The organism is Mesobacillus jeotgali (assembly GCF_014856545.2).
Lineage (GTDB): Bacteria > Bacillota > Bacilli > Bacillales > Cytobacillaceae > Mesobacillus.
The window spans coordinates 4,627,352-4,648,587 of record NZ_CP109811.1 but is presented as its reverse complement, the minus strand read 5'-3'; the positions used below and the strand labels follow the sequence as shown (position 1 = coordinate 4,648,587).

At 45.2% G+C, this 21,236-nt stretch carries 21 protein-coding genes; 18 read left to right on the top strand and 3 right to left on the bottom strand.

From position 1 onward, the window contains the following. Positions 1–5: 5 nt before the first annotated feature. The 4 genes from icmF to FOF60_RS23445 all read left to right on the top strand — a co-directional run bounded on the left by icmF (position 6) and on the right by FOF60_RS23445 (position 6,361). The gene (gene icmF, locus FOF60_RS23460; RefSeq protein WP_192471911.1) at positions 6–3,266 is read left to right on the top strand and encodes a fused isobutyryl-CoA mutase/GTPase IcmF; all 3,261 of its coding nucleotides are present in this window, start codon (positions 6–8) and stop codon (positions 3,264–3,266) included. A gap of 343 nt (positions 3,267–3,609) precedes the next feature. Then, entirely contained in the window at positions 3,610–3,816 is a 207-nt protein-coding gene (locus tag FOF60_RS23455; RefSeq protein ID WP_192471921.1) for a hypothetical protein, read from the top strand. Between the two features lie 117 nt (positions 3,817–3,933). Continuing rightward, positions 3,934–4,503 carry a DNA-directed RNA polymerase subunit delta gene (gene rpoE, locus FOF60_RS23450; protein WP_192471830.1) on the top strand — a complete coding sequence of 190 codons (570 nt, stop codon included), beginning with the start codon at positions 3,934–3,936 and terminating at the stop codon, positions 4,501–4,503. Between the two features lie 256 nt (positions 4,504–4,759). Then, positions 4,760–6,361, top strand: a complete 1,602-nt coding sequence (locus tag FOF60_RS23445; RefSeq protein ID WP_192471831.1) for a CTP synthase — start codon at positions 4,760–4,762, stop codon at positions 6,359–6,361. Positions 6,362–6,467: 106 nt separating this feature from the next. Here FOF60_RS23445 and FOF60_RS23440 read toward each other — a convergent pair whose 3' ends face one another. After that, the gene (locus tag FOF60_RS23440) at positions 6,468–6,989 is read right to left on the bottom strand and encodes a DUF2529 domain-containing protein (protein ID WP_192471832.1); all 522 of its coding nucleotides are present in this window, start codon (positions 6,987–6,989) and stop codon (positions 6,468–6,470) included. A gap of 199 nt (positions 6,990–7,188) precedes the next feature. On the opposite strand from FOF60_RS23440, the gene FOF60_RS23435 reads away from it, so the two are divergent. The 12 genes from FOF60_RS23435 to spoIIR all read left to right on the top strand — a co-directional run bounded on the left by FOF60_RS23435 (position 7,189) and on the right by spoIIR (position 18,925). Next, on the top strand, positions 7,189–7,557 hold the full coding sequence (locus FOF60_RS23435; RefSeq protein ID WP_041964634.1) for a response regulator: 369 nt from the start codon (positions 7,189–7,191) through the stop codon (positions 7,555–7,557). A 319-nt stretch (positions 7,558–7,876) separates the two neighbouring features. Next, positions 7,877–8,734 (top strand): class II fructose-bisphosphate aldolase, encoded by an 858-nt coding sequence (locus tag FOF60_RS23430; RefSeq protein ID WP_102264606.1) that lies wholly within the window; start codon positions 7,877–7,879, stop codon positions 8,732–8,734. A gap of 99 nt (positions 8,735–8,833) precedes the next feature. Continuing rightward, positions 8,834–9,481, top strand: coding sequence for a fructose-6-phosphate aldolase (gene fsa / locus FOF60_RS23425; RefSeq protein WP_192471833.1), 648 nt, complete (start codon positions 8,834–8,836; stop codon positions 9,479–9,481). A 308-nt stretch (positions 9,482–9,789) separates the two neighbouring features. Beyond that, a complete protein-coding gene (locus FOF60_RS23420; protein ID WP_192471834.1) occupies positions 9,790–11,076 on the top strand; it encodes a UDP-N-acetylglucosamine 1-carboxyvinyltransferase in 1,287 nt (428 codons plus the stop codon). 251 nt (positions 11,077–11,327) lie between these two features. Further along, positions 11,328–12,290 carry a class II fructose-bisphosphatase gene (glpX, locus tag FOF60_RS23415; RefSeq protein ID WP_041964630.1) on the top strand — a complete coding sequence of 321 codons (963 nt, stop codon included), beginning with the start codon at positions 11,328–11,330 and terminating at the stop codon, positions 12,288–12,290. A gap of 295 nt (positions 12,291–12,585) precedes the next feature. Continuing rightward, the gene (gene rho / locus FOF60_RS23410; protein WP_225650146.1) at positions 12,586–13,857 is read left to right on the top strand and encodes a transcription termination factor Rho; all 1,272 of its coding nucleotides are present in this window, start codon (positions 12,586–12,588) and stop codon (positions 13,855–13,857) included. A gap of 143 nt (positions 13,858–14,000) precedes the next feature. Further along, positions 14,001–14,210 (top strand): 50S ribosomal protein L31, encoded by a 210-nt coding sequence (gene rpmE / locus FOF60_RS23405; RefSeq protein WP_041964628.1) that lies wholly within the window; start codon positions 14,001–14,003, stop codon positions 14,208–14,210. A 321-nt stretch (positions 14,211–14,531) separates the two neighbouring features. Next, positions 14,532–15,152, top strand: coding sequence for a thymidine kinase (locus tag FOF60_RS23400; RefSeq protein WP_192471835.1), 621 nt, complete (start codon positions 14,532–14,534; stop codon positions 15,150–15,152). A gap of 305 nt (positions 15,153–15,457) precedes the next feature. Further along, positions 15,458–15,907: a fimbrillin family protein gene (locus FOF60_RS23395; RefSeq protein WP_192471836.1), complete on the top strand. Its 450-nt coding sequence runs from the start codon at positions 15,458–15,460 to the stop codon at positions 15,905–15,907. 289 nt (positions 15,908–16,196) lie between these two features. Then, a complete protein-coding gene (gene prfA, locus FOF60_RS23390; RefSeq protein ID WP_192471837.1) occupies positions 16,197–17,270 on the top strand; it encodes a peptide chain release factor 1 in 1,074 nt (357 codons plus the stop codon). Then, the gene (gene prmC / locus FOF60_RS23385; RefSeq protein WP_319801553.1) at positions 17,263–18,129 is read left to right on the top strand and encodes a peptide chain release factor N(5)-glutamine methyltransferase; all 867 of its coding nucleotides are present in this window, start codon (positions 17,263–17,265) and stop codon (positions 18,127–18,129) included. The genes prfA and prmC overlap by 8 nt, the downstream gene beginning before the upstream one ends. Before the next feature lie 94 nt (positions 18,130–18,223). Further along, positions 18,224–18,925: a stage II sporulation protein R gene (gene spoIIR, locus FOF60_RS23380; RefSeq protein WP_192471914.1), complete on the top strand. Its 702-nt coding sequence runs from the start codon at positions 18,224–18,226 to the stop codon at positions 18,923–18,925. A gap of 265 nt (positions 18,926–19,190) precedes the next feature. Here the strand turns inward: spoIIR and FOF60_RS23375 are convergent, their stop codons facing one another. Further along, positions 19,191–19,532 (bottom strand): cupin domain-containing protein, encoded by a 342-nt coding sequence (locus FOF60_RS23375; RefSeq protein ID WP_192471838.1) that lies wholly within the window; start codon positions 19,530–19,532, stop codon positions 19,191–19,193. 14 nt (positions 19,533–19,546) lie between these two features. After that, a complete protein-coding gene (locus tag FOF60_RS23370) occupies positions 19,547–19,924 on the bottom strand; it encodes a globin domain-containing protein (RefSeq protein ID WP_192471839.1) in 378 nt (125 codons plus the stop codon). A 306-nt stretch (positions 19,925–20,230) separates the two neighbouring features. Between FOF60_RS23370 and FOF60_RS23365 the strand changes: the two genes are divergently transcribed. Together FOF60_RS23365 and FOF60_RS23360 are read left to right on the top strand one after the other, a co-directional pair. Further along, a complete protein-coding gene (locus FOF60_RS23365; protein ID WP_192471840.1) occupies positions 20,231–20,620 on the top strand; it encodes a KGG domain-containing protein in 390 nt (129 codons plus the stop codon). 141 nt (positions 20,621–20,761) lie between these two features. Next, positions 20,762–21,217 (top strand): GNAT family N-acetyltransferase, encoded by a 456-nt coding sequence (locus FOF60_RS23360; RefSeq protein ID WP_192471841.1) that lies wholly within the window; start codon positions 20,762–20,764, stop codon positions 21,215–21,217. Positions 21,218–21,236 lie beyond the last annotated feature (19 nt).

Sequence of the window (21,236 nt, the reverse complement as noted above, 5' to 3'; positions counted from 1 at the left end):
TGAGTATGCCGGAAATGTATAAACCAAAGAATCATATTCGCTTTGTGACAGCTTCAAGCTTGTTTGACGGTCATGATGCCTCAATCAATATTATGCGCAGGATTATCCAGTCACTGGGCGGCGAGGTCATCCACCTTGGCCACAACCGTTCTGTTGAGGAGGTCGTCAATGCCGCAATCCAGGAGGATGCACAGGGGATTGCGATTTCTTCCTATCAGGGCGGCCACGTAGAATATTTTAAGTATATGTACGATCTTTTGAAGGAAAAAGGAGCATCACATATCCGCATTTACGGCGGTGGCGGCGGCGTCATCATTCCGCGGGAAATAAAAGAGCTTCATGAATACGGAATCGCCCGGATTTTTTCACCGGAAGACGGCCGGAAATACGGCCTTAATGGCATGATCGAACAGATGATCAAGGAATGTGATTTCCCGACAGTTACTCCAGAAGGCGTCGAGGAAATCGAAAAGCTTGAGGCTGGGGACCCGAATGCAGTAGCCAAGCTGATTACGCTTGCCGAGCAGCATGTCGGTTCGGAAAAAGAAACAGCTGCGGCTGTTGAAACACTGATGGAAAAAGTAAAGACCTTGTCAAAATCTGTTCCGGTTGTTGGAATCACGGGTACAGGCGGAGCTGGTAAAAGCTCATTGACGGATGAACTGATCAGGAGATTTATCAATGAAATTCCTGAAAAGCGTGTAGCAATTTTATCTGTAGACCCTACTAAGCAAAAAACAGGCGGAGCACTTCTGGGCGACCGGATCCGCATGAACGCGATATTCTCTCCGCGCGTTTATATGCGCAGCCTTGCGACAAGGCAATCCAGATCAGAATTGTCGTTGGCAATTAAAGATGCGATCGATGTTGTCAAAGCAGCAGGCTTTGACCTGGTCATCGTCGAAACAAGCGGAATCGGACAGGGCAATGCTGGAATCACCGATGTCTGCGATGTCTCCATGTATGTGATGACAAGCGAATTCGGTGCGCCTTCACAGCTTGAAAAAATAGACATGATTGATTATGCAGACCTGATTGTCATTAATAAATTTGAGCGCAAGGGCTCAGAGGATGCAAAACGCCAGGTGCAGAAGCAGTATCAGCGCAGCCATATGTTTTTTGACAAAGACCTTGATGAAATGCCTGTGTATGGCACAATCGCCAGCCAGTTCAATGACCCGGGCACAAACGCGCTTTTCGCAGCCCTCGTCAATAAAATCAATGAAAAAGCAGGCACAGACTGGACGACATCCTTCTCTACCAGTGCAGTAGTCGAAAAACAGAATGTCATCATCCCGAACGACCGCCGTTACTACCTGCGTGAAATTTCGGAAACAGTTCGCGGGTACCATAAACATGCAGCCGAGCAGGCAGACCTTGCCCGCAGATTGTTCCAGCTGGAAGGTACAATCGAGGTGGTAAAAGAAAGAGAAACAAACAGCGAAGTAGTTTCCTCACTTGAAGTATTGAAGGAAGAAGTGGAAAAGAAGCTGACTCCTGAATCCAAATATATTCTCGAAAACTGGGAATCCCTCAAGGAAAAGTACAGTGCTGACCAGTTCGTGACGAAGATCCGCGATAAGGAAATCGTCACTGAGCTAAGGACTAAGAGCCTTTCAGGTTTAAGCATCCCTAAAGTGGCATTGCCAAAGTACAAGGACTATGGTGAAATTTTGCGCTGGGTATACATTGAGAACGTACCAGGAAGCTTCCCGTATACAGCGGGCGTATTCCCGTTCAAGCGTGAGGGTGAGGATCCAAAGCGCCAGTTTGCTGGTGAAGGGACACCGGAACGGACGAACCGCCGTTTCCATTACCTGTCCAAGGACGACAACGCGAAGCGATTGAGCACAGCTTTTGACTCTGTGACTTTATACGGAGAAGATCCTGATTACCGTCCGGACATTTATGGCAAGGTCGGCGAGAGCGGGGTCAGCGTTTGTTCGCTTGACGACATGAAAAAGCTGTATGCAGGATTTGACCTTTGCCATCCATCAACATCCGTGTCGATGACGATCAACGGACCGGCGCCAATCATCCTGGCCATGTTCATGAACACGGCAATTGAACAGCAGGTACAAAAGAAGGAAGAAGAGCTAGGGCGCAAGCTGAATGACGAAGAGTTTGCGCAAGTGAAGGAAATGACGCTCCAGACCGTTCGTGGAACGGTGCAGGCAGATATTTTAAAAGAAGACCAAGGACAGAATACTTGTATCTTCTCTACTGAATTTGCGTTAAGAATGATGGGCGATATTCAGCAGTATTTTATCGACGAAAAGGTCCGGAACTATTATTCTGTATCGATTTCCGGCTATCATATTGCCGAAGCAGGAGCGAACCCGATATCGCAGCTGGCCTTCACGCTATCAAATGGCTTCACATATGTTGAATACTATTTGAGCAGAGGCATGAACATCGATGATTTTGCGCCAAACCTGAGCTTCTTCTTCTCAAACGGTCTTGATCCTGAGTATTCTGTGATTGGCCGTGTTGCCCGCCGCATATGGGCGACAGTCATGAAGAACAAGTATGGCGCAAATGAGCGCAGCCAGAAGCTGAAGTATCATATCCAGACTTCCGGACGTTCACTTCACGCACAGGAAATCGACTTCAACGATATTCGTACGACACTTCAGGCATTGATGGCTTTGCATGATAACTGCAACTCGCTTCATACAAATGCTTATGACGAAGCAATCACAACGCCGACTGAGGAATCCGTCCGCCGCGCGATGGCCATCCAGATGATCATCACGAAGGAGCACGGCTTGACGAAGAACGAGAATCCGCTGCAGGGTGCGTTCATCATCGAAGAGCTGACGGATTTGGTAGAGGAAGCAGTCCTTCAGGAATTCGAACGGATCAATGACCGCGGAGGCGTGCTTGGCGCAATGGAAACACAGTATCAGCGCGGAAAAATCCAGGATGAGTCGATGTACTATGAGATGAAGAAGCATTCAGGGGAGCTGCCGATCATCGGTGTGAACACATACCTGAATCCAAATCCTCCATCCGAGGAAGAAATCGACAAGATGGAGCTGGCACGAGCGACGAAAGAGGAAAAAGAAACCCAGATTCAAAACCTTGAAGCCTTCAAAGGCAAAAACAAGGATCAATCCGAAGATGCACTAAAGCGCCTGAAAGAAACAGCCGTCAGCGGTGGCAACATTTTCGCTGAACTAATGGAAACGGTAAAATACGCAAGCCTTGGACAAATCACAAGGGCGCTATATGAAGTAGGCGGCCAGTTCCGCAGGAATATGTAAAAGCAGCATAAGTATATGGCTTGTTTAAAATCATTAGAGATTGTGTATAAAAGTAGGACGTGGCATTAGAAATTTTGCAATGGACCTGGATTGGGCAAGGTGGCTTGTAGGAAAACTATGAGCCATCTTGCATTTTGTTAAGCTCTTTTTCGTAAAATAGCATTAGGTATTGCTGCTTTGTACCAGTTTTTTCAAGAGAGCAAGAATGTAAGATGAGGTTTGGTCCGGAAAAAACATCATGCAATCACAGCTTTTATAGAAAATTTTCATATCATTTACCAAATAATCTTATATAATCTAGGTATCAGCTAATACATACGACCTACTTCAGGATGTGAAATTTGTGAGATCTGTGTTGTTAACGGCAGGAGCTGTCATGGCAGCTGCAGCCATGTATTATCTTTACCAGCGTCAGCTCGGTGCGATATCGTTTTTCATTCTTTCGATTGTCTTCTTTTTCATGGCATATGCCCAGCTTAAAAAGCGAAAAAGGACTGGCAGCGGGAAAGTGGACGATGAAAGTGAAAAAAGGCAAGAAAACGACAGATAAAACTGGCATAAAGGTTTAGAATTTGTTTATAATGTAGAATATGCATTCTGGGATATTTTCCTTGTTTTCGGACGCAGGGCCGGGTAAGGCCTGGAATAGAGAAAGGAAGTGCGAAGATTGAGTTTAAGTCAATACTCAAAAGAAGAGCTTCAAGAAATGTCATTGATTGAAGTTGCCTACGAAATTTTAAAAGAAAAGAAGCAAGCGATCACGTTCCAAGAGCTGATGGCTGAAATCAAGAGCATTCTTAAGTTGGACGAGGCCGATGTAAGCGAAAAAATGGTTCAGTTCTATACAGATATAAACATAGATGGACGTTTCATGTCCCAGGGTGAAGGCCGCTGGGGACTTCGCGTCTGGTATCCTGTTGACCAAATCGAAGAAGACAATGTCACGACAGTCAAGCCTAAGAAGAAGAAGTCGAAGAAGGCAGTGGATGAGGATGACCTCGACCTTGACGAGTTCGATGAGATCGATGAGGAAGATCTTGACTTTGATGACATCGACGAATTTGATGAAGACGACGATGATGCCCTGGATGATGACGATGATGATGATGATGAAGAATTCGATGAGGATCTTGAAGACACTGACGATTTCGAGGACGATGACGAGTTGTTGGAAGACGAAGAAGAAGACGAAGAGCTGGCACTGGAAGATGAAGATGACGAGGACGAAGAACTGTAATTAACAGCTTGACTTTTACCAATACCGGCTGTAGAATACTTTTTGGGCTCCTTAAAAAAGGACGATTATGTAAAACAGCAACAAAACGCTCCCCATACTATGTATGTGGGGCGTTTTTTTTTATTTTGTCCAGAACCCCCCATACAAATAGGTTTGCATCATAAACAGCAGACCAATGAGATCGTTAAAAATTTTTTTAATAAATCAATTAAACAGGTACATATTGTACAAACTGTTTGATGAGGGGGATTACACAATGGCAAAGTATATTTTTGTAACAGGCGGCGTAGTTTCGTCATTAGGTAAGGGGATCACGGCAGCTTCTCTTGGCAGATTGCTGAAAAATAGGGGCATGAACGTAACAATCCAGAAATTCGACCCATACATCAACGTGGACCCAGGAACAATGAGTCCTTACCAGCACGGCGAGGTTTTCGTTACAGACGATGGAGCTGAAACGGATCTGGACCTTGGCCACTACGAGCGCTTTATTGATATCAATCTTAATAAGTATTCTAACGTGACGACAGGAAAAATCTATTCAACTGTCTTGAAAAAAGAGCGTCGCGGGGACTACCTGGGCGGAACAGTGCAGGTTATCCCGCATATCACGAATGAAATCAAAGACCGCGTTTTCCGTGCTGGAAAAGAAACAGGCGCCGACGTAGTCATCACTGAAATCGGCGGTACAGTAGGGGACATCGAATCACTGCCGTTCCTTGAAGCGATCCGCCAGATCAAGAACGATGTTGGCCGTGACAATGTCATGTACATTCACTGCACATTGGTTCCTTATATCAAGGCGGCTGGTGAAATGAAGACGAAGCCAACCCAGCATAGCGTAAAAGAACTTCGCAGCCTTGGCATCCAGCCTAACATCATTGTTCTGCGTACAGAAATGCCAATTTCACAGGACATGAAGGATAAGATTGCTCTATTCTGTGACATCGATAAGGAAGCGGTAATCGAAGCTGCAGATGCTGATACATTATATTCAATTCCTCTTGCCTTGCAGGAGCAGAAGATGGACCAGCTTGTATGCGACCACTTCAAACTCGATTGCGGTGAAGCGGACATGACAGAGTGGAATGCTCTTGTTGAGAAAGTAACGCATCTTTCTGGTAAAACAAAAATTGCACTTGTCGGAAAATATGTTGAGCTTCAGGACGCCTACATTTCAGTGGTTGAATCATTGAAGCATGCAGGTTACGCATTTGACAGCGATATTGAAATCAAATGGGTAAACTCTGAAGAAGTAACAGAAGAGAATGTCGTTGAATTGCTGAACGACGTTGATGGCATCCTTGTTCCAGGTGGATTCGGTGACCGCGGTATCGAAGGGAAGATCCTTGCTACCAAATACGCTCGTGAAAACAAAGTGCCATTCTTCGGAATCTGCCTGGGCATGCAGCTGGCATCCGTTGAATTCGCACGCCATGTTCTTGGCCTGAAAGACGCTCACTCTGCGGAAATCATGCCAAGCACGCCATATCCGATCATCGACCTTCTTCCAGAACAGAAGGATGTCGAAGACCTTGGCGGAACACTTCGTCTTGGACTGTATCCATGTAAACTTGGTGAAGACACGAAAGCATTCGCGGCATATGGCGATGATTTGATTTACGAGCGCCACCGCCACCGTTATGAGTTCAACAATGAATATCGCCAGGCTATGGAAAAAGCAGGCTTTCTATTCTCTGGTACAAGCCCGGATGGCCGATTGGTAGAAATCATCGAACTGAAGGACCACCCATGGTTCCTGGCATCCCAGTTCCATCCTGAGTTTACATCAAGACCAACACGCCCGCAGCCATTATTCAGGGACTTCATCGAAGCATCAATCAAGTCACGTAAATAATCCGCGGAAAATAAGTAAAAAGCCGGTGGAATCACCGGCTTTTTTGTGTTTATATGGGATTTTTAGTTGGATCCATTTTAATACCGGTTGTCCAAGACCCGCTCTGTTAGTACTCCTCCAAAATTTCCTCAATCGTGAATTTCAACCCGAAGTAAATGAATAATGCGACGATGGAAGTAGGATAGCCGACTCTGTTGCCCATTTCATCAGGCAGAAGGCCTTTTTTGATCCTTAAGTCGATGTGCACGTCAGCCATAGTATCGAGACTTTCAGCTTCTTGATCGTCGCGGATAGTGGAGATGGACACAAATGGAATCCCTTTTTCCTGTAAACCACGTGCTGCTTCCACAGCCTCTTTGTCATCTGCGTACCGGCTTACAATCAGAACGCGATCAGCAGCCTCAAGATCAACTTCCTCTGTGAAAATCGCAGCTGATTGCAGCGGCTCCTCGCCATAGACGGCTTCAAGGGCAACTGCCTGCATCTCCTTTGTACCATAAATATAAACCGTGCCCTCACCAGCTGCAGCTTGAGCCAGCAAGCGTGCTCCATCCTCGATTGAAAACTCTTCTTTTTCCTGAAGTCTGTTGAACAAACCTGTCAGCTGTGTCGAAAACATTTTTAACATAACAGCACCTCCGTTTTTGCCAATACTGATTATAAAGTACTACAATGGAAATGAAAAAGCATCTGTCGAAAAATATGTTTGAAAATATGGGAGGAATTTCAAGCTTTTTAACGAATTGTGTAAATGGGGATAAGACGAAACCGTTTCCTGGACAAATACATTTAACAACATACTACATTTATTAGGGGGAAGAGGCGGCATGAAAGAAAAAATACTTATTGTAGACGACCAGTTTGGCATCAGAATTCTACTTAATGAAGTGCTGCAAAAAGAAGGTTATCAAACGTATCAGGCTGCAAATGGCGTCCAGGCCCTGGATATCGTGAAAAAGCATCCACCGGATCTCGTTCTTTTGGACATGAAAATCCCTGGTATGGATGGAATTGAAATTCTAAAAAGAATGAAGGTAATCGATCCGGATATCCGCGTCATCATCATGACCGCCTACGGCGAGCTCGATATGATCCAGGAAGCAATGGATTTGGGGGCGCTGACACACTTCGCCAAACCATTCGATATCGACGACATCCGGGCAGCTGTAAAGAAATACTCACAAACCGTTTCGTAAATTGTATACAGGATTACATAGAAATGCCCTCTCGAACTTTCAGAGGGCATTTCCTTTTAAAAAGTAGAGAAAATCCAAGTTTCCAGACTAGTGAAACTATTGGTAGCGCTTGCTTTATAGCATTTTTATGACACTTGCAAAAACAAGGCTAGAACAATGGCAATTCTGATTTTCTTTTGGTATGATACTTATGAATTCCACAGGATCATTTCGTTTTGATGAATGCCATCTCGGGTACATAATCAAAAGCAGAGAAGGAAAACCTTTTAAAGGGTAGCATAGTCAAAAGACGATTGATCATAATGAAGGAGGAAATGATATGCCTTTAGTTTCAATGACTGAAATGCTGAAAAAAGCGAATGCGGAAGGCTACGCTGTTGGGCAATTTAACTTAAATAACCTTGAATTTACTCAAGCGATCCTTCAGGCTGCAGAAGCTGAGAAGTCACCAGTTATCCTTGGTGTTTCCGAAGGTGCTGCACGCTACATGGGCGGCTTCAAAACTGTAGTAAAAATGGTAGAAGGACTGATGGAGGACTACAAAACAACAGTTCCTGTCGCAATCCACTTAGACCATGGTTCAAGCTTTGATAAATGTAAAGAAGCAATCGATGCTGGTTTCACATCTGTCATGATTGACGCTTCTCACGGTCCTTTCGAGGAAAACGTTGAAATCACTTCAAAAGTGGTAGAATACGCTCACTCAAAAGGCGTTTCTGTAGAAGCCGAATTGGGAGTAGTTGGCGGACAGGAAGATGACGTCGTTGCTGACGGAGTTATCTATGCTGATCCTAAAGAGTGTGAAGAACTTGTTCAGCGCACTGGCATCGACTGCCTGGCTCCTGCACTTGGATCTGTTCACGGCCCTTACAAAGGTGAGCCAAACCTTGGTTTCAAGGAAATGGAAGAAATCAACAAGACTGCCGGCGTACCATTAGTATTGCACGGCGGAACTGGAATCCCTACAAAAGATATCCAGAAAGCTATTTCTTTCGGTACAGCTAAAGTCAACGTTAATACCGAAAACCAAATTGCCTCAGCTAAGGTTGTTCGTCAGGTATTGGCTGAAAAGCCTAACGAGTATGATCCACGTAAATATCTTGGACCAGCTCGCGACGCAATCAAGGAAACTGTAATCGGCAAAATGCGCGAATTCGGTTCCTCCAACAAAGCGTAATAGCAATAAAAATTTGTTATAATTAAACCGCCTTACAATAAGGCGGTTTTTGTCCATTTATATGTGTTTGAAAATTTTGTCGACTGGAGGCGTTTACAAATGAAGTTTTTTATCGATACTGCGAATATGGAAGAAATCCGCGAGGCCTATACACTTGGAATTTTATCAGGGGTTACAACCAACCCATCACTCGTGGCAAAAGAGAAGAATGTGAAGTTTGAAGACCGCTTGAAGGAAATCACTGAACTAGTTCCTGGCTCTGTCAGTGCGGAAGTCATCGCGCTAGATGCAGAAGGCATGATCAAAGAAGGTAAAGAGCTAGCTGCAATCGCTCCTAACATCACAATTAAAGTTCCGATGACACCAGAAGGATTGAAAGCAGTCTCTGTCTTTTCAAAAGAAGGAATCAAGACAAACGTAACATTGGTCTTCAGTGCGAACCAGGCATTGCTGGCAGCAAGAGCGGGAGCTACATACGTTTCCCCATTCCTTGGCCGTCTGGATGACATCGGCCATAACGGACTCGACCTGATTTCAACGATTGCCGACATCTTCACCATCCACGGCATCGACACAGAAATCATCGCCGCGTCCATCCGCCACCCACAGCACGTAACAGACGCAGCACTAAGAGGCGCGCACATCGCAACCGTACCATACAAAGTCATCCAGCAAATGTTCAACCACCCGCTAACAGACAAAGGCATCGAAGCATTCCTGAAAGATTGGGAATCACGCGGGCAGTAATTTGTAACACACATTAACGCATTACAGCACTGGGGGTCAGACCCCCAGTAGTTTAAAGTATTAAAGTGACGCATTAGGAAGTTTTACCCAATTTAAACTTTTTTGCATTTTATTACATGATTTTGGGAATATCGTGTAAACTAAAGGAATAGAAAACTCCCGGAATCTGAATATTTTTAATGGAAAAATATACCTAGTTGATTTCGGTATTCAATCAAATCTAAGTAGAGCCTATATCGGTCTTAGCTGTAAAAAGTTTGCATCTCCAGCTTGACCTTAATACATCACGGCTTAGAAGGGAGTCAAAAATGGAAAAGCTTAAGATTGCAGGCGGCTATCCTTTAAAAGGGACTGTTCGGGTCAGCGGCGCGAAAAACAGTGCAGTGGCCTTAATCCCAGCAACGATTTTAGCTGAATCGCCTGTGACCATTGAAGGTTTGCCGGATATTTCCGACGTTCATATGCTCAAGGACTTGATGGAGGAGATCGGCGGTTCTGTTGAATTCTCGAACAATGAAATGACGGTGGATCCGTCTTCCATGATTTCCATGCCTTTGCCGAATGGAAAAGTGAAAAAGCTGCGAGCTTCATACTATTTAATGGGAGCGATGCTGGGCCGTTTCAAAAAGGCTGTCATCGGACTGCCCGGCGGCTGCCATTTGGGCCCAAGGCCGATTGACCAGCATATAAAAGGATTCGAAGCGCTTGGTGCAAGCGTGACGAACGAACAAGGCGCGATTTACCTGCGTGCTGACGAGCTTCGTGGTGCGAGGATTTATCTTGACGTCGTCAGCGTTGGAGCGACGATCAACATCATGCTTGCTGCTGTCCGGGCAAAAGGGCGCACAATCATTGAAAATGCAGCAAAAGAACCGGAGATCATTGATGTAGCAACCCTACTAACCAATATGGGTGCGAAAATTAAAGGCGCGGGAACGGATGTCATCCGCATCGATGGCGTTGACGAGCTTCATGGCTGCCGACATACAATCATACCTGACCGGATTGAGGCAGGGACGTACTTGATCCTTGGCGCTGCTATTGGTGATGGTGTGACGATCGATAATGTTATTCCTCAGCATATTGAATCACTTGTGGCCAAGCTGAAGGAAATGGGTGCTAAAATTGAAGCAAGCGACGAGCAAATTTATGTTGCGCCTGCGGATAAATATAAAGCAATCGATATCAAGACGCTTGTTTACCCTGGCTTCCCGACCGATTTGCAGCAGCCATTCACTGCGCTGCTTACGAGAGCTGAGGGTTCTAGTGTCGTGACAGATACAATATATGGCGCACGCTTCAAGCATATCGACGAACTGAGAAGAATGAATGCGAATATCAAGGTCGAGGGCAGATCGGCGATCATCAGCGGGCCGGTTAAGCTTCAGGGAGCTAAAGTAAAGGCCAGTGACCTCCGTGCCGGAGCGGCGCTTGTCATTGCCGGACTTATGGCTGAAGGAGTCACCGAAATCACCGGTGTCGACCATATCGACCGCGGCTACAGCCATATCGTTGAAAAGCTCAATGGACTCGGTGCCACAATTTGGCGGGAAGATCTGACCTCTGAAGAACAAGAAGAGATAAAAAAATCATAAAAAGTATAGTACAATAGAGCTGTACAATACAAAAAGCGGTGCTATTGTTTATCAAAAACGCAGAATAGTATAACCTAATTGGTCATCTAGCCGCCAATTGCGGCAGTATTAAATCCGTTTCCTAAGCAGTTCCGAGACATAATCGGTTAACGAGGAGAAAGCTGATTATTGGAACGGGCTGAATAGGAAGGGATTGAGAGGTATACTTTTTTGGTAGGCATTAGCCCCTTTCATGATTAGGGGATGATCATATGGAACGTAGCTTGACGATGGAGCTTGTCCGCGTGACAGAAGCGGCGGCGCTTGCTTCAGCCCGCTGGATGGGACGCGGAAAAAAAGACGAAGCTGACGATGCTGCAACTTCGGCAATGAGAGATGTGTTCGACACCATCCCGATGAAAGGCACAGTCGTAATCGGTGAAGGAGAAATGGACGAAGCACCGATGCTGTATATCGGTGAAAAGCTTGGGACAGGCTATGGTCCGCGTTTGGATGTTGCCGTCGACCCTTTGGAAGGAACGAACATTGTAGCATCAGGCGGCTGGAACGCCCTTGCAGTCCTGGCGGTAGCGGATAACGGCAACCTGCTTCACGCTCCGGACATGTACATGGATAAACTAGCCGTTGGTCCTGAAGCAGTCGGAATGGTCGATATCAATGCTTCTGTTCTTGATAATCTGAAGGCTGTGGCTAAAGCGAAGAACAAGGATATTGAAGATGTTGTGGCGACAGTATTGAACCGTCCGCGCCATGAACATATCATTGCCCAGCTTCGTGAGGCAGGAGCAAGGATCAAATTGATCAATGACGGAGATGTAGCTGGCGCAATCAACACGGCGTTCGATACTACCGGAGTGGATATCCTGTTCGGTTCAGGCGGAGCACCAGAGGGTGTCATCGCTGCAGTAGCTCTTAAAAGCCTCGGTGGAGAAATTCAGGGTCGGTTGCTTCCGCAAAATGATGCTGAGCTCGAGCGATGCAAAAAAATGGGCATCGATGTCAATAAAGTCCTCCTTATGGAAGATTTCGTCCGTGGCGACGATGCCATTTTCGCAGCAACAGGTGTAACAGATGGCGAGCTGCTTAAAGGAGTCCAATTCAAAGGCTCTTATGGCTCAACCCACTCAGTCGTCATGCGAGCAAAATCAGGCACAGTCCGCTTCATCGAAGGACAGCACAGCCTGAAGAAAAAGCCGCACCTAGTAATGAAATAATATTATTTTTTTAAAAGAATCGTAAACCCTTACAAAAAAGCTCCCTTTGCCGCATGATGCAGCCAAAGGGAGCGACTAAATAAAAAGATTGATTATTTTTCCTGTTTAAGGGTAAAATGAAAATTGTTTTAATACTCATGTTTATTAGAATGAACACAAATCAGTTGTACACCTTCATTAATTCCTTCTTACAACCTTCAAAGGTAACTCATTTCTTCTTTTTCCATCCATACGCTGATATTCTTAATACATTTTTTATGGGGGAAATCGAAATATTTTAAGGCGTGGTGACATTATGGAAGTAAATATTTCAAGCTTAGAAAATATGAAATTAAAAGAGCTTTATGAACTCGCAAAGGAGTATAAAGTCTCTTATTACAGCAAATTAACGAAAAAAGAACTTATTTTTGCTATTTTAAAAGCACGTGCTGAACAGCAGGGCTATTTTTTCATGGAAGGTGTCCTGGAAATCATCCAGTCAGAAGGCTTCGGTTTCCTGCGCCCAATCAATTACTCGCCAAGCTCTGAGGACATCTATATCTCAGCTTCGCAGATCCGCCGTTTTGATTTAAGGAACGGGGATAAAGTCTCGGGTAAAGTCCGTCCTCCAAAAGAAAATGAACGTTATTTCGGCTTGCTCCAGGTTGAGGCAGTCAATGGAGATGACCCTGAATCGGCGAAGGAAAGGGTCCACTTCCCAGGCTTGACTCCCTTGTATCCTGACCGCATGATGAAACTGGAGACGACTCATAAACATGTATCAACCAGGATCATGGATGTTATCGCTCCGGTCGGATTTGGCCAGCGCGGCTTGATTGTTGCGCCGCCAAAGGCTGGTAAGACGATGCTTTTAAAAGAGATCGCCAACAGCATTACGACAAACCATCCGGAAGCAGAACTGATTGTTCTATTGATCGATGAGCGTCCGGAAGAGGTAACGGATATTGAACGTTCTGTTGCCGGCGATGTTGTCAGCTCCACTTTTGACGAAGTGCCTGAAAACCACATCAAGGTTGCTGAACTTGTGCTTGAGCGCGCGATGCGTCTTGTTGAGCACAAGCGCGACGTCATCATCCTGATGGACAGCATCACTCGTCTAGCCCGTGCCTATAACCTTGTCATCCCGCCAAGCGGTCGTACATTGTCCGGTGGTATTGACCCTGCGGCATTCCACCGTCCGAAGCGCTTTTTCGGTGCTGCCCGTAATATCGAGGAAGGCGGCAGCTTGACGATCCTTGCGACCGCGCTTGTAGATACAGGCTCACGTATGGATGACGTAATCTATGAAGAATTTAAGGGAACTGGAAACATGGAACTTCACCTGGATCGTTCACTTGCTGAAAGAAGGATCTTCCCGGCAATCGACATCCGCAGATCAGGAACGCGTAAAGAAGAACTTCTTATTCCAAAGGATCATCTGGACAAGCTGTGGGCTATCCGCAAATCGATGTCGGACTCCCCGGATTTCGCGGAAAAATTCCTTCGTAAGCTAAGATTATCCAAGTCGAATGAAGATTTCTTCGCTGTCCTTGGTGAGGAAATGAAAGGCAATACCAAGCGTTCATAGTTCCAGATTCTGGGTTGAAAAACTGACTTGAAATATATAGATGGACTTGTTATAATGAGGTCAGTGTGTTTTTCCAATAACGGTATAACCGTTGATTATAACTCTGTTTCGGATATGATTCAGGGCGGAAGGAGATGAAAAGAATGAAATCAGGAATTCATCCAAACTACAAAACAGTTAAGGTGACTTGCGCATGCGGTAACGAATTCGAAACTGGTTCTGTAAAGAACGAGATTCGCGTTGAAACTTGCTCTGAGTGCCACCCATTCTATACTGGACGTCAGAAGTTTGCTGAAGCTGGCGGACGTGTTGACCGCTTCAACAAGAAATACGGTCTTAAAAACAACCAGTAATAGTAATATAAGAAACCACCAAACAGGCAAGAAGCTTTGTGACTTGCCTGTTTTTTATTTTGCTTTTTTTGAAAAACTGCCTGTGTTTTGGGTACATAAATTTATTTTGTGAACTTTATTAATGTGTCTGGATTCAGCACTGATTTTTGTTATAATGGAAAAAGCTGAAAAAAGTGTCGAACTTTTAATCAGGCTTTTTTCGTACCTTTATGGCATGAAAAAGCCGTAATTCTACGAAAGCAGCTTTTTGTTTAAAGCCCGCTCCAGCGCCAAAAGCGCATGAGCGATTCATTTTTTCCACTGAGGAAGGAGAGGCCGACCATGTACGTTATGAAACAAAGCGGTTGGATCGAATTGATCTGCGGCAGCATGTTTTCGGGTAAATCCGAGGAACTAATCCGCCGCGTGCGCAGAACTCAATTCGCCAAGCAAAAAATTGCTGTATTCAAGCCTGCGATTGATAACCGCTACAGCGAAGAATCGGTTGTATCACACAACGGAACTGCAGTTACTGCAAAGCCTATTGCCAACTCTACTGATATTTTTAAGCATATCAATCCTGATATCGATGTCATTGCCATTGATGAAGTGCAATTTTTTGATAATGAAATCCTTCCGGTTGTCCAGCATCTTGCAGACAGCGGCTACCGTGTTATCGTTGCCGGCCTGGATCAGGATTTCCGCGGCGAGCCATTTGGGTTGATGCCTGCGCTGATGGCTGTTGCCGAAAATGTGACCAAGCTTCAGGCTGTTTGTGCAGTCTGCGGATCGCCATCTAGCCGTACACAGCGTTTGATCAACGGCAAGCCAGCCTCTTATGATGACCCAATCATCCTCGTTGGCGCGTCTGAATCCTACGAACCACGATGCAGACATCACCATGAAGTACCTAAATCACCAAACGAGCTGAAAATCGAGAAAACGACTGAAAGCTTAACATAAAATGATTTGATCCTCCCGTGAGCGGGGGGATTTTTTTATGTCTGAATTTCTCCTTATATTGGATTAAAGTGCAATTACGTAACTTTTTGGTGTAATTATTACCGTTGAATGTGCAATTAATGGTTTTGAAACCGTAATTATGGCCCTGTACGGTGCAATTATTGCTGCTGAGTAAGAGAATAATTTTTCCAGTTAAAGATTCTGAAGTGAAAAAGTCCTATTTTAATCAAATTAAGCTGCATTCTTACCGAAAACGCATGAAATGCCTCTGAAAAGGGCAACTTAACCACGGGAGGTGCCATAATTTGAAAAAATTACTCATGTTGCTTATGTTTGCTGTGATTATGGTCGCTGGATGTGGCCAGGATAATACCGAATCAGTTTATGACAAGGATGAAGACCAGGCTGGCGTGGATCTGAATAGAGAGGGTGACGGTGTCCGCGAAGGAGACGGTCCGAATTTCACGAGGGACCAGGATGACGGCATGACAATGACCGACCAGAATCCGAATTTGCTGAATACCGATAATGAAAACCACTATAGTTTTTCCCAGGACGTCCAAAAGGCGAAGGATGTCATTTCTGATGCAGGCTATGAGCCGGGCACGATCTGGATCAACGGCGGTGAAATGAACGTAACCGCACAACTCCAAGGCCGCGTGACGAGAAAAGATCGTGAAAATGCACAAAAGACACTTCAGGAAAAGCTGGCAAGAGCATTGCCACGCTATGACATTAACGTTGATATTCAATAGAAGTTTGCATTGCAGCAGCATGCTCTCATAAAAGGGCATGCTTTTTCCGTTGTATCGAACAAGTGCGCTCCAAATTATTTTAATTTAGATTAGTGTCTAGCTCCAGCACTTGCCAGGGCTGACCAAGGCGTTTGCACTCTTCTATTCACAATGGCTTTGACTGAGGGTGTCACCTATACTATAATTAGAATGTTATGCTATGTAATTGCACTTATTGAATAACCGGTAATATAACCGTGAATAGAGTAATAATCCATTTTAAAGGATATTAAAATAGAGGTGAATGTCCGTGTTTGATCGTCTTCAAGCAGTAGAGGATCGTTATGAAAGATTGAATGAGCTATTGAGTGACCCGGAAGTTGTCAATGACTCCAAAAAGCTCCGCGAGTATTCAAAAGAGCAGTCTGACATCCAGGAAACTGTCATGGCTTATCGTGAATATAAGGAAGTTAAAGAGCAGCTGACAGATGCAAAAGCGATGCTCGAGGAAAAGCTCGATGCTGAGATGCGCGAGATGGTAAAGGAAGAAATTTCTGAGCTGGAGCCGCGAATCGAGGAGCTTGAAGCTCGCATCAAGGTCCTTCTGATCCCTAAAGATCCTAACGATGACAAGAACGTTATCATGGAAATCCGCGGCGCTGCAGGCGGCGATGAAGCTGCTCTGTTTGCCGGCGACCTTTACAGGATGTACAGCCGTTATGCGGAATCACAAGGCTGGAAAACGGAAATCATCGATGCCAGCACGACTGGCGTGGGCGGTTTTAAAGAGATCATCTTCATGATCAATGGAAATGGCGCTTATTCCAAAATGAAGTTCGAAAATGGTGCGCACCGCGTCCAGCGTGTTCCGGAAACGGAATCAGGCGGCCGTATCCATACTTCGACAGCTACTGTTGCCTGTCTTCCTGAAGCGGAAGAAGTGGAAATCGAGCTGCATGATAAAGACATCCGTTTTGATGCATTCGCGTCCAGCGGTGCCGGCGGACAGTCTGTTAACACGACAATGTCAGCGGTACGTCTGACGCATATCCCAACTGGAATCGTCGTATCGTGCCAGGATGAAAAATCTCAGCATAAAAACAAAGACAAGGCGATGAAGGTACTTCGTGCCCGCGTCTATGACAAGTTCCAGCAGGAAGCACAGGCGGAGTATGACCAGGTTCGTAAATCTGCTGTAGGTACTGGGGACCGCTCTGAGCGTATCCGTACGTACAACTTCCCGCAAAACCGCGTGACCGATCACCGTATCGGCCTGACGATCCAGAAGCTTGACCAGATTCTTCAGGGCAAGATGGATGAGATCATCGAAGCGCTAATTATGGAAGACCAATCTCAAAGACTTGAGAGTGCGAACAATGACTAATTTGAAAATATTTGAAGCCCTCAATTGGGCTTCTTCTTTTTTAAAAGAACATAATCGTGAGGAATTTGCCCGTGAGCTTTTGCTGCGGCACTATTCGGGGCTGTCCCGCACCTCCATGCTGATGAAGATGCGCGATGAACTGGATGGCGAAGTATGGACCGAGTTCCAGAACGCTGTAAAAAGGCATTCTGCCGGGGAGCCGATTCAATATATCATTGGCAGCGAGGAGTTTTACGACCGCCGCTTCATTGTGAATGAGCATGTACTGATTCCCCGGCCTGAGACGGAAGAACTTGTGCAAGGAACGATTCAGCGTCTTGAAATGCTTTTTCCAGGAAAAAATGAAATCGACCTTGTCGATGTCGGCACCGGTAGCGGCGCGATTTCAGTTACCTTGAAGCTGGAAAAACCAGAGTTGAAGGTAACAGCGGTCGACCTCTCTAAAGATGCACTAGAGGTGGCGCGGAAAAATGCCAGCGAACTTGGTGCGGATATCGAGTTTTTACATGGAGACCTGCTCCAGCCGCTCATTTCACAAGGGAAAAAGGTCGATGCCGTCATCTCAAACCCTCCATATATCCCGGTTGCAGACCAGGAGTGGATGTCTGATATCGTCACTGAGCATGAACCGCATATGGCGCTTTTTGCAGGCGAGGATGGATTGGACCTGTATCGCCGCTTCATGGACGAACTTCCGCTTGTTTTAAAAGAAAAAGCATTGGTTGGGTTTGAAATCGGCGCTGGCCAGGGTGAAGCGGTACGAGGATTGCTGGAAAAAACCTTCCCGCATGCCAATGTTGAGGTTGTTTTTGATATTAATGGCAAGGACCGGATGGTTTTCGCTGAGTTGGGCTCCTGATAAAAAGGGGTCCATTTTTTTTTCAAAATTACTAGTTTAAGAATCTATCAAACTGTCCACACTGTTTACTAGTGAAGGGACGGTGCGAGAGATGATGATGAAAAAATCAGCCGCTATTATATACATATTATTACTATGTGCAGGTACTATTTTAAGTTTATATACACCAAAAAATGAAGTGACCGCGAAGGAAGCGATGGTCATCCCGAACGAGGCGATCCGCCTGAGGATCCTTGCCGACAGCGATCTGGAAAAGGACCAGAATATCAAACGCCTGATCCGCGATGAAGTGAACAAAGAAATCACGACATGGGTCCAGGAGCTGACGTCAATCGAGGCAGCGAGGGAAGTCATTAAGTCCAGGCTTCCGGAAATCCAGGCAATCGCGGAAAGAGTTGTTGCAGCTGAAGGCTCTAATCAATCTGTAAAAACGGAGTTTGACAAAGTCCAGTTTCCTACTAAATTATATGGTCAGTTCCTCTATCCGGCAGGTGAATACGAAGCAATCCTGATTACACTTGGCGAAGGTGAAGGCGCAAACTGGTGGTGCGTCCTCTATCCGCCGCTATGCTTCCTTGATTTCTCAAACGGTGAAGCAACAAGCGAAGGCTTCGATGAAAATGACAGCAAAGGCGATGTAAAAGCGGACGCAGAAGACGAGTCTGCTGATGCCAAGCTTGCTGATGAGAAAAAAGATAGTAAAAAAGGCAAGAAAAAGGTATATGAAGGCGGAGAAGAAGAAGAAGTTGAGGTATCTTTCTTCCTCGTCGAGATTTGGAACAGGATTTTCGGATAAAATAAGCCCCTGCGATGGCTGCAGGGGCTATTTTTTAACAGAACATTAATTAACAGGGCCATATATCGAGCTAAATGAGGTGCCTTTTTTCGCCGATAGAATTTATTCGACCACATTTTCGGATAATTCGACCACATTTTGAATTAATTTGGCGGATTTATAAATAATTCGACCACTTTTTCTATTTATTCGACCACATTACAGAATTATTCGACCAACTGGGGATTATCCACTCATGATCGACTGCTATCTAGAGTTCTGTTCTTTAAATATTCTGCGCAAACCTCTCATCCGGAATCTTGTTGAGCATCACATAAAGTGAGACTGGCTCTGATCCGGTATTTTTATAGGCAAGTTCTTCGGTGCCGCCCAGGTGGACGGTTTCGTTTGCTGCTGCCACGACCTCTTCTCCGTCGACAATGAAAGTGCCTTCGCCCTGCATGGTTAAAATGAACACTTCTGTACCTGGATGCTTATGCTTAGGCAGCTCCTGTCCGGGCATGAAGTTCAGCAGGAACACGGTGCTGTCACCTTTTTTAAATACAATTCTTTTCGTAAAACGTTCTTCGCTGAATTCCTGGTATTGTTTCAGTGACTGTTTTTCCATCGTAAAATTCCTCCTTATTGTCTGTTGATCATAATAGGTGCAATCTGGCTCAGACGCTCGAACAGGGCCTTCCCGCCGTCGGTTTCAATCAAGCCTGTTTCCGTCAATGTTTCGTGCATCAGCTTCAGCCATGCCTGGGCGCGAACCGGTGTAATTTCGAATGGCATATGCCGCACCCTCATATTAGGCGGCCCGAATTCCTCGCTGTAAAGGGCACCGCCGCCGGTCAGCTGCGTGAGGAACATCCACTGCTTCCGCTTGATTTCCTCCATATCGCCCTCGAACAAGGGGCTGAGTTCCTCATTTTCGTATACCTTTGGATAAAAGGTATCGACAATCTTCCGGATTGATTGATCTCCGCCAACCGCTTCATATATTGTTTTGATTTCCATCTCGTACCCCCTTTTTGAGAAAGGTTTTCAATTGATTACCTTTATTATAACCATACAAAATGACCGACATAGTGACTTAAATCACTCACTTATGAATTTTTCACTATGAGAAGCTAGGAAACATTAGCTAGCTTCTCTTAAGAAATACTTGGTAAAAGAGGAAAAATGGCTGTCGGAATTTCCAAAAATATTACATTATTCGAACAAGCATATTACATTCCCCGGATAATAGTTTCATGATGGGAGAATCCGGATATTTAAAGTAGTGTAACATCAAAACTTAGATTTCAAGGAGGATGAGTAATAATGGCTAAAAACAATAATAATGATAAGATGTCACGTGAAGAACGAGGACGCATGGGCGGCGAAGCAACAAGCCAGAACCATGGCAGCGAATTCTATCAGGAAATCGGCCGTAAAGGCGGCGAAGCAACTTCCAACAATCACGATCAAGATTTCTATCAGGAAATTGGCCGCAAAGGCGGAGAGGCTACTGCTGAAAGCCATGACAGCGAATTCTACCAGGAAATCGGTAAAAAAGGTGGCGAAGCAACATCCGAAAGCCACGACAAGGACTTCTATCAGGAAATCGGCCGTAAAGGCGGCGAAGCGACTTCCAACAATCATGACCGAAGCTTCTATGAAGAAATCGGTGAAAAAGGCGGCAATGCCCGCAATAACAACAACAATAACTAATCAGTTGGCTTAGAAAGCCTGGAAATTAAGAATGCACGGCAGCTTTGGAGGCTGCCGTGTTTTCTTTTTGTCCTCTTTAGGTTCTACTTTTTCATGTCTCTCATATCTATTTACTAGAATCTTATTTTTGAGGTGATAGATATGACGTGGAAAATCAGGAGTGCGAATCAAGAGGATTTACCTAAGTTGGAGGCTTTTTTAACAGAGGCTGGAGTAAGCCCGGAAGGATTGAATGACTCAATCCAAAACTTTTCGCTTATGGAAAACCAGGAAGGAGAGCTTAAGGCATGCCTTGGAGTAGAGCCAGTGGATCAAGCAGGCTTGCTTCGCTCATTTGTCGTGTCCCCGCAAATCGGCCAGCCGGATTTGATGCTTCTTTTTAAACGGGCATTCCTGACAGCGAAAAATCAGGAGCTTGAAGAGCTTTATCTGGTTACGAACAAGATGAGCGCGGTTTCTTTCTTCAGCAATCTGGGATTTGAGATGGTAAACCAATCAGAGCTTCCCGATTCTCTTCTGGAAAAAAGCCATTTAAAACAAGCTCTAACTGTGGATAACTCTGCAATTATGAAAATAATTCTGTGGATTGTGGATTAATCCACAAAGTTATCCACGG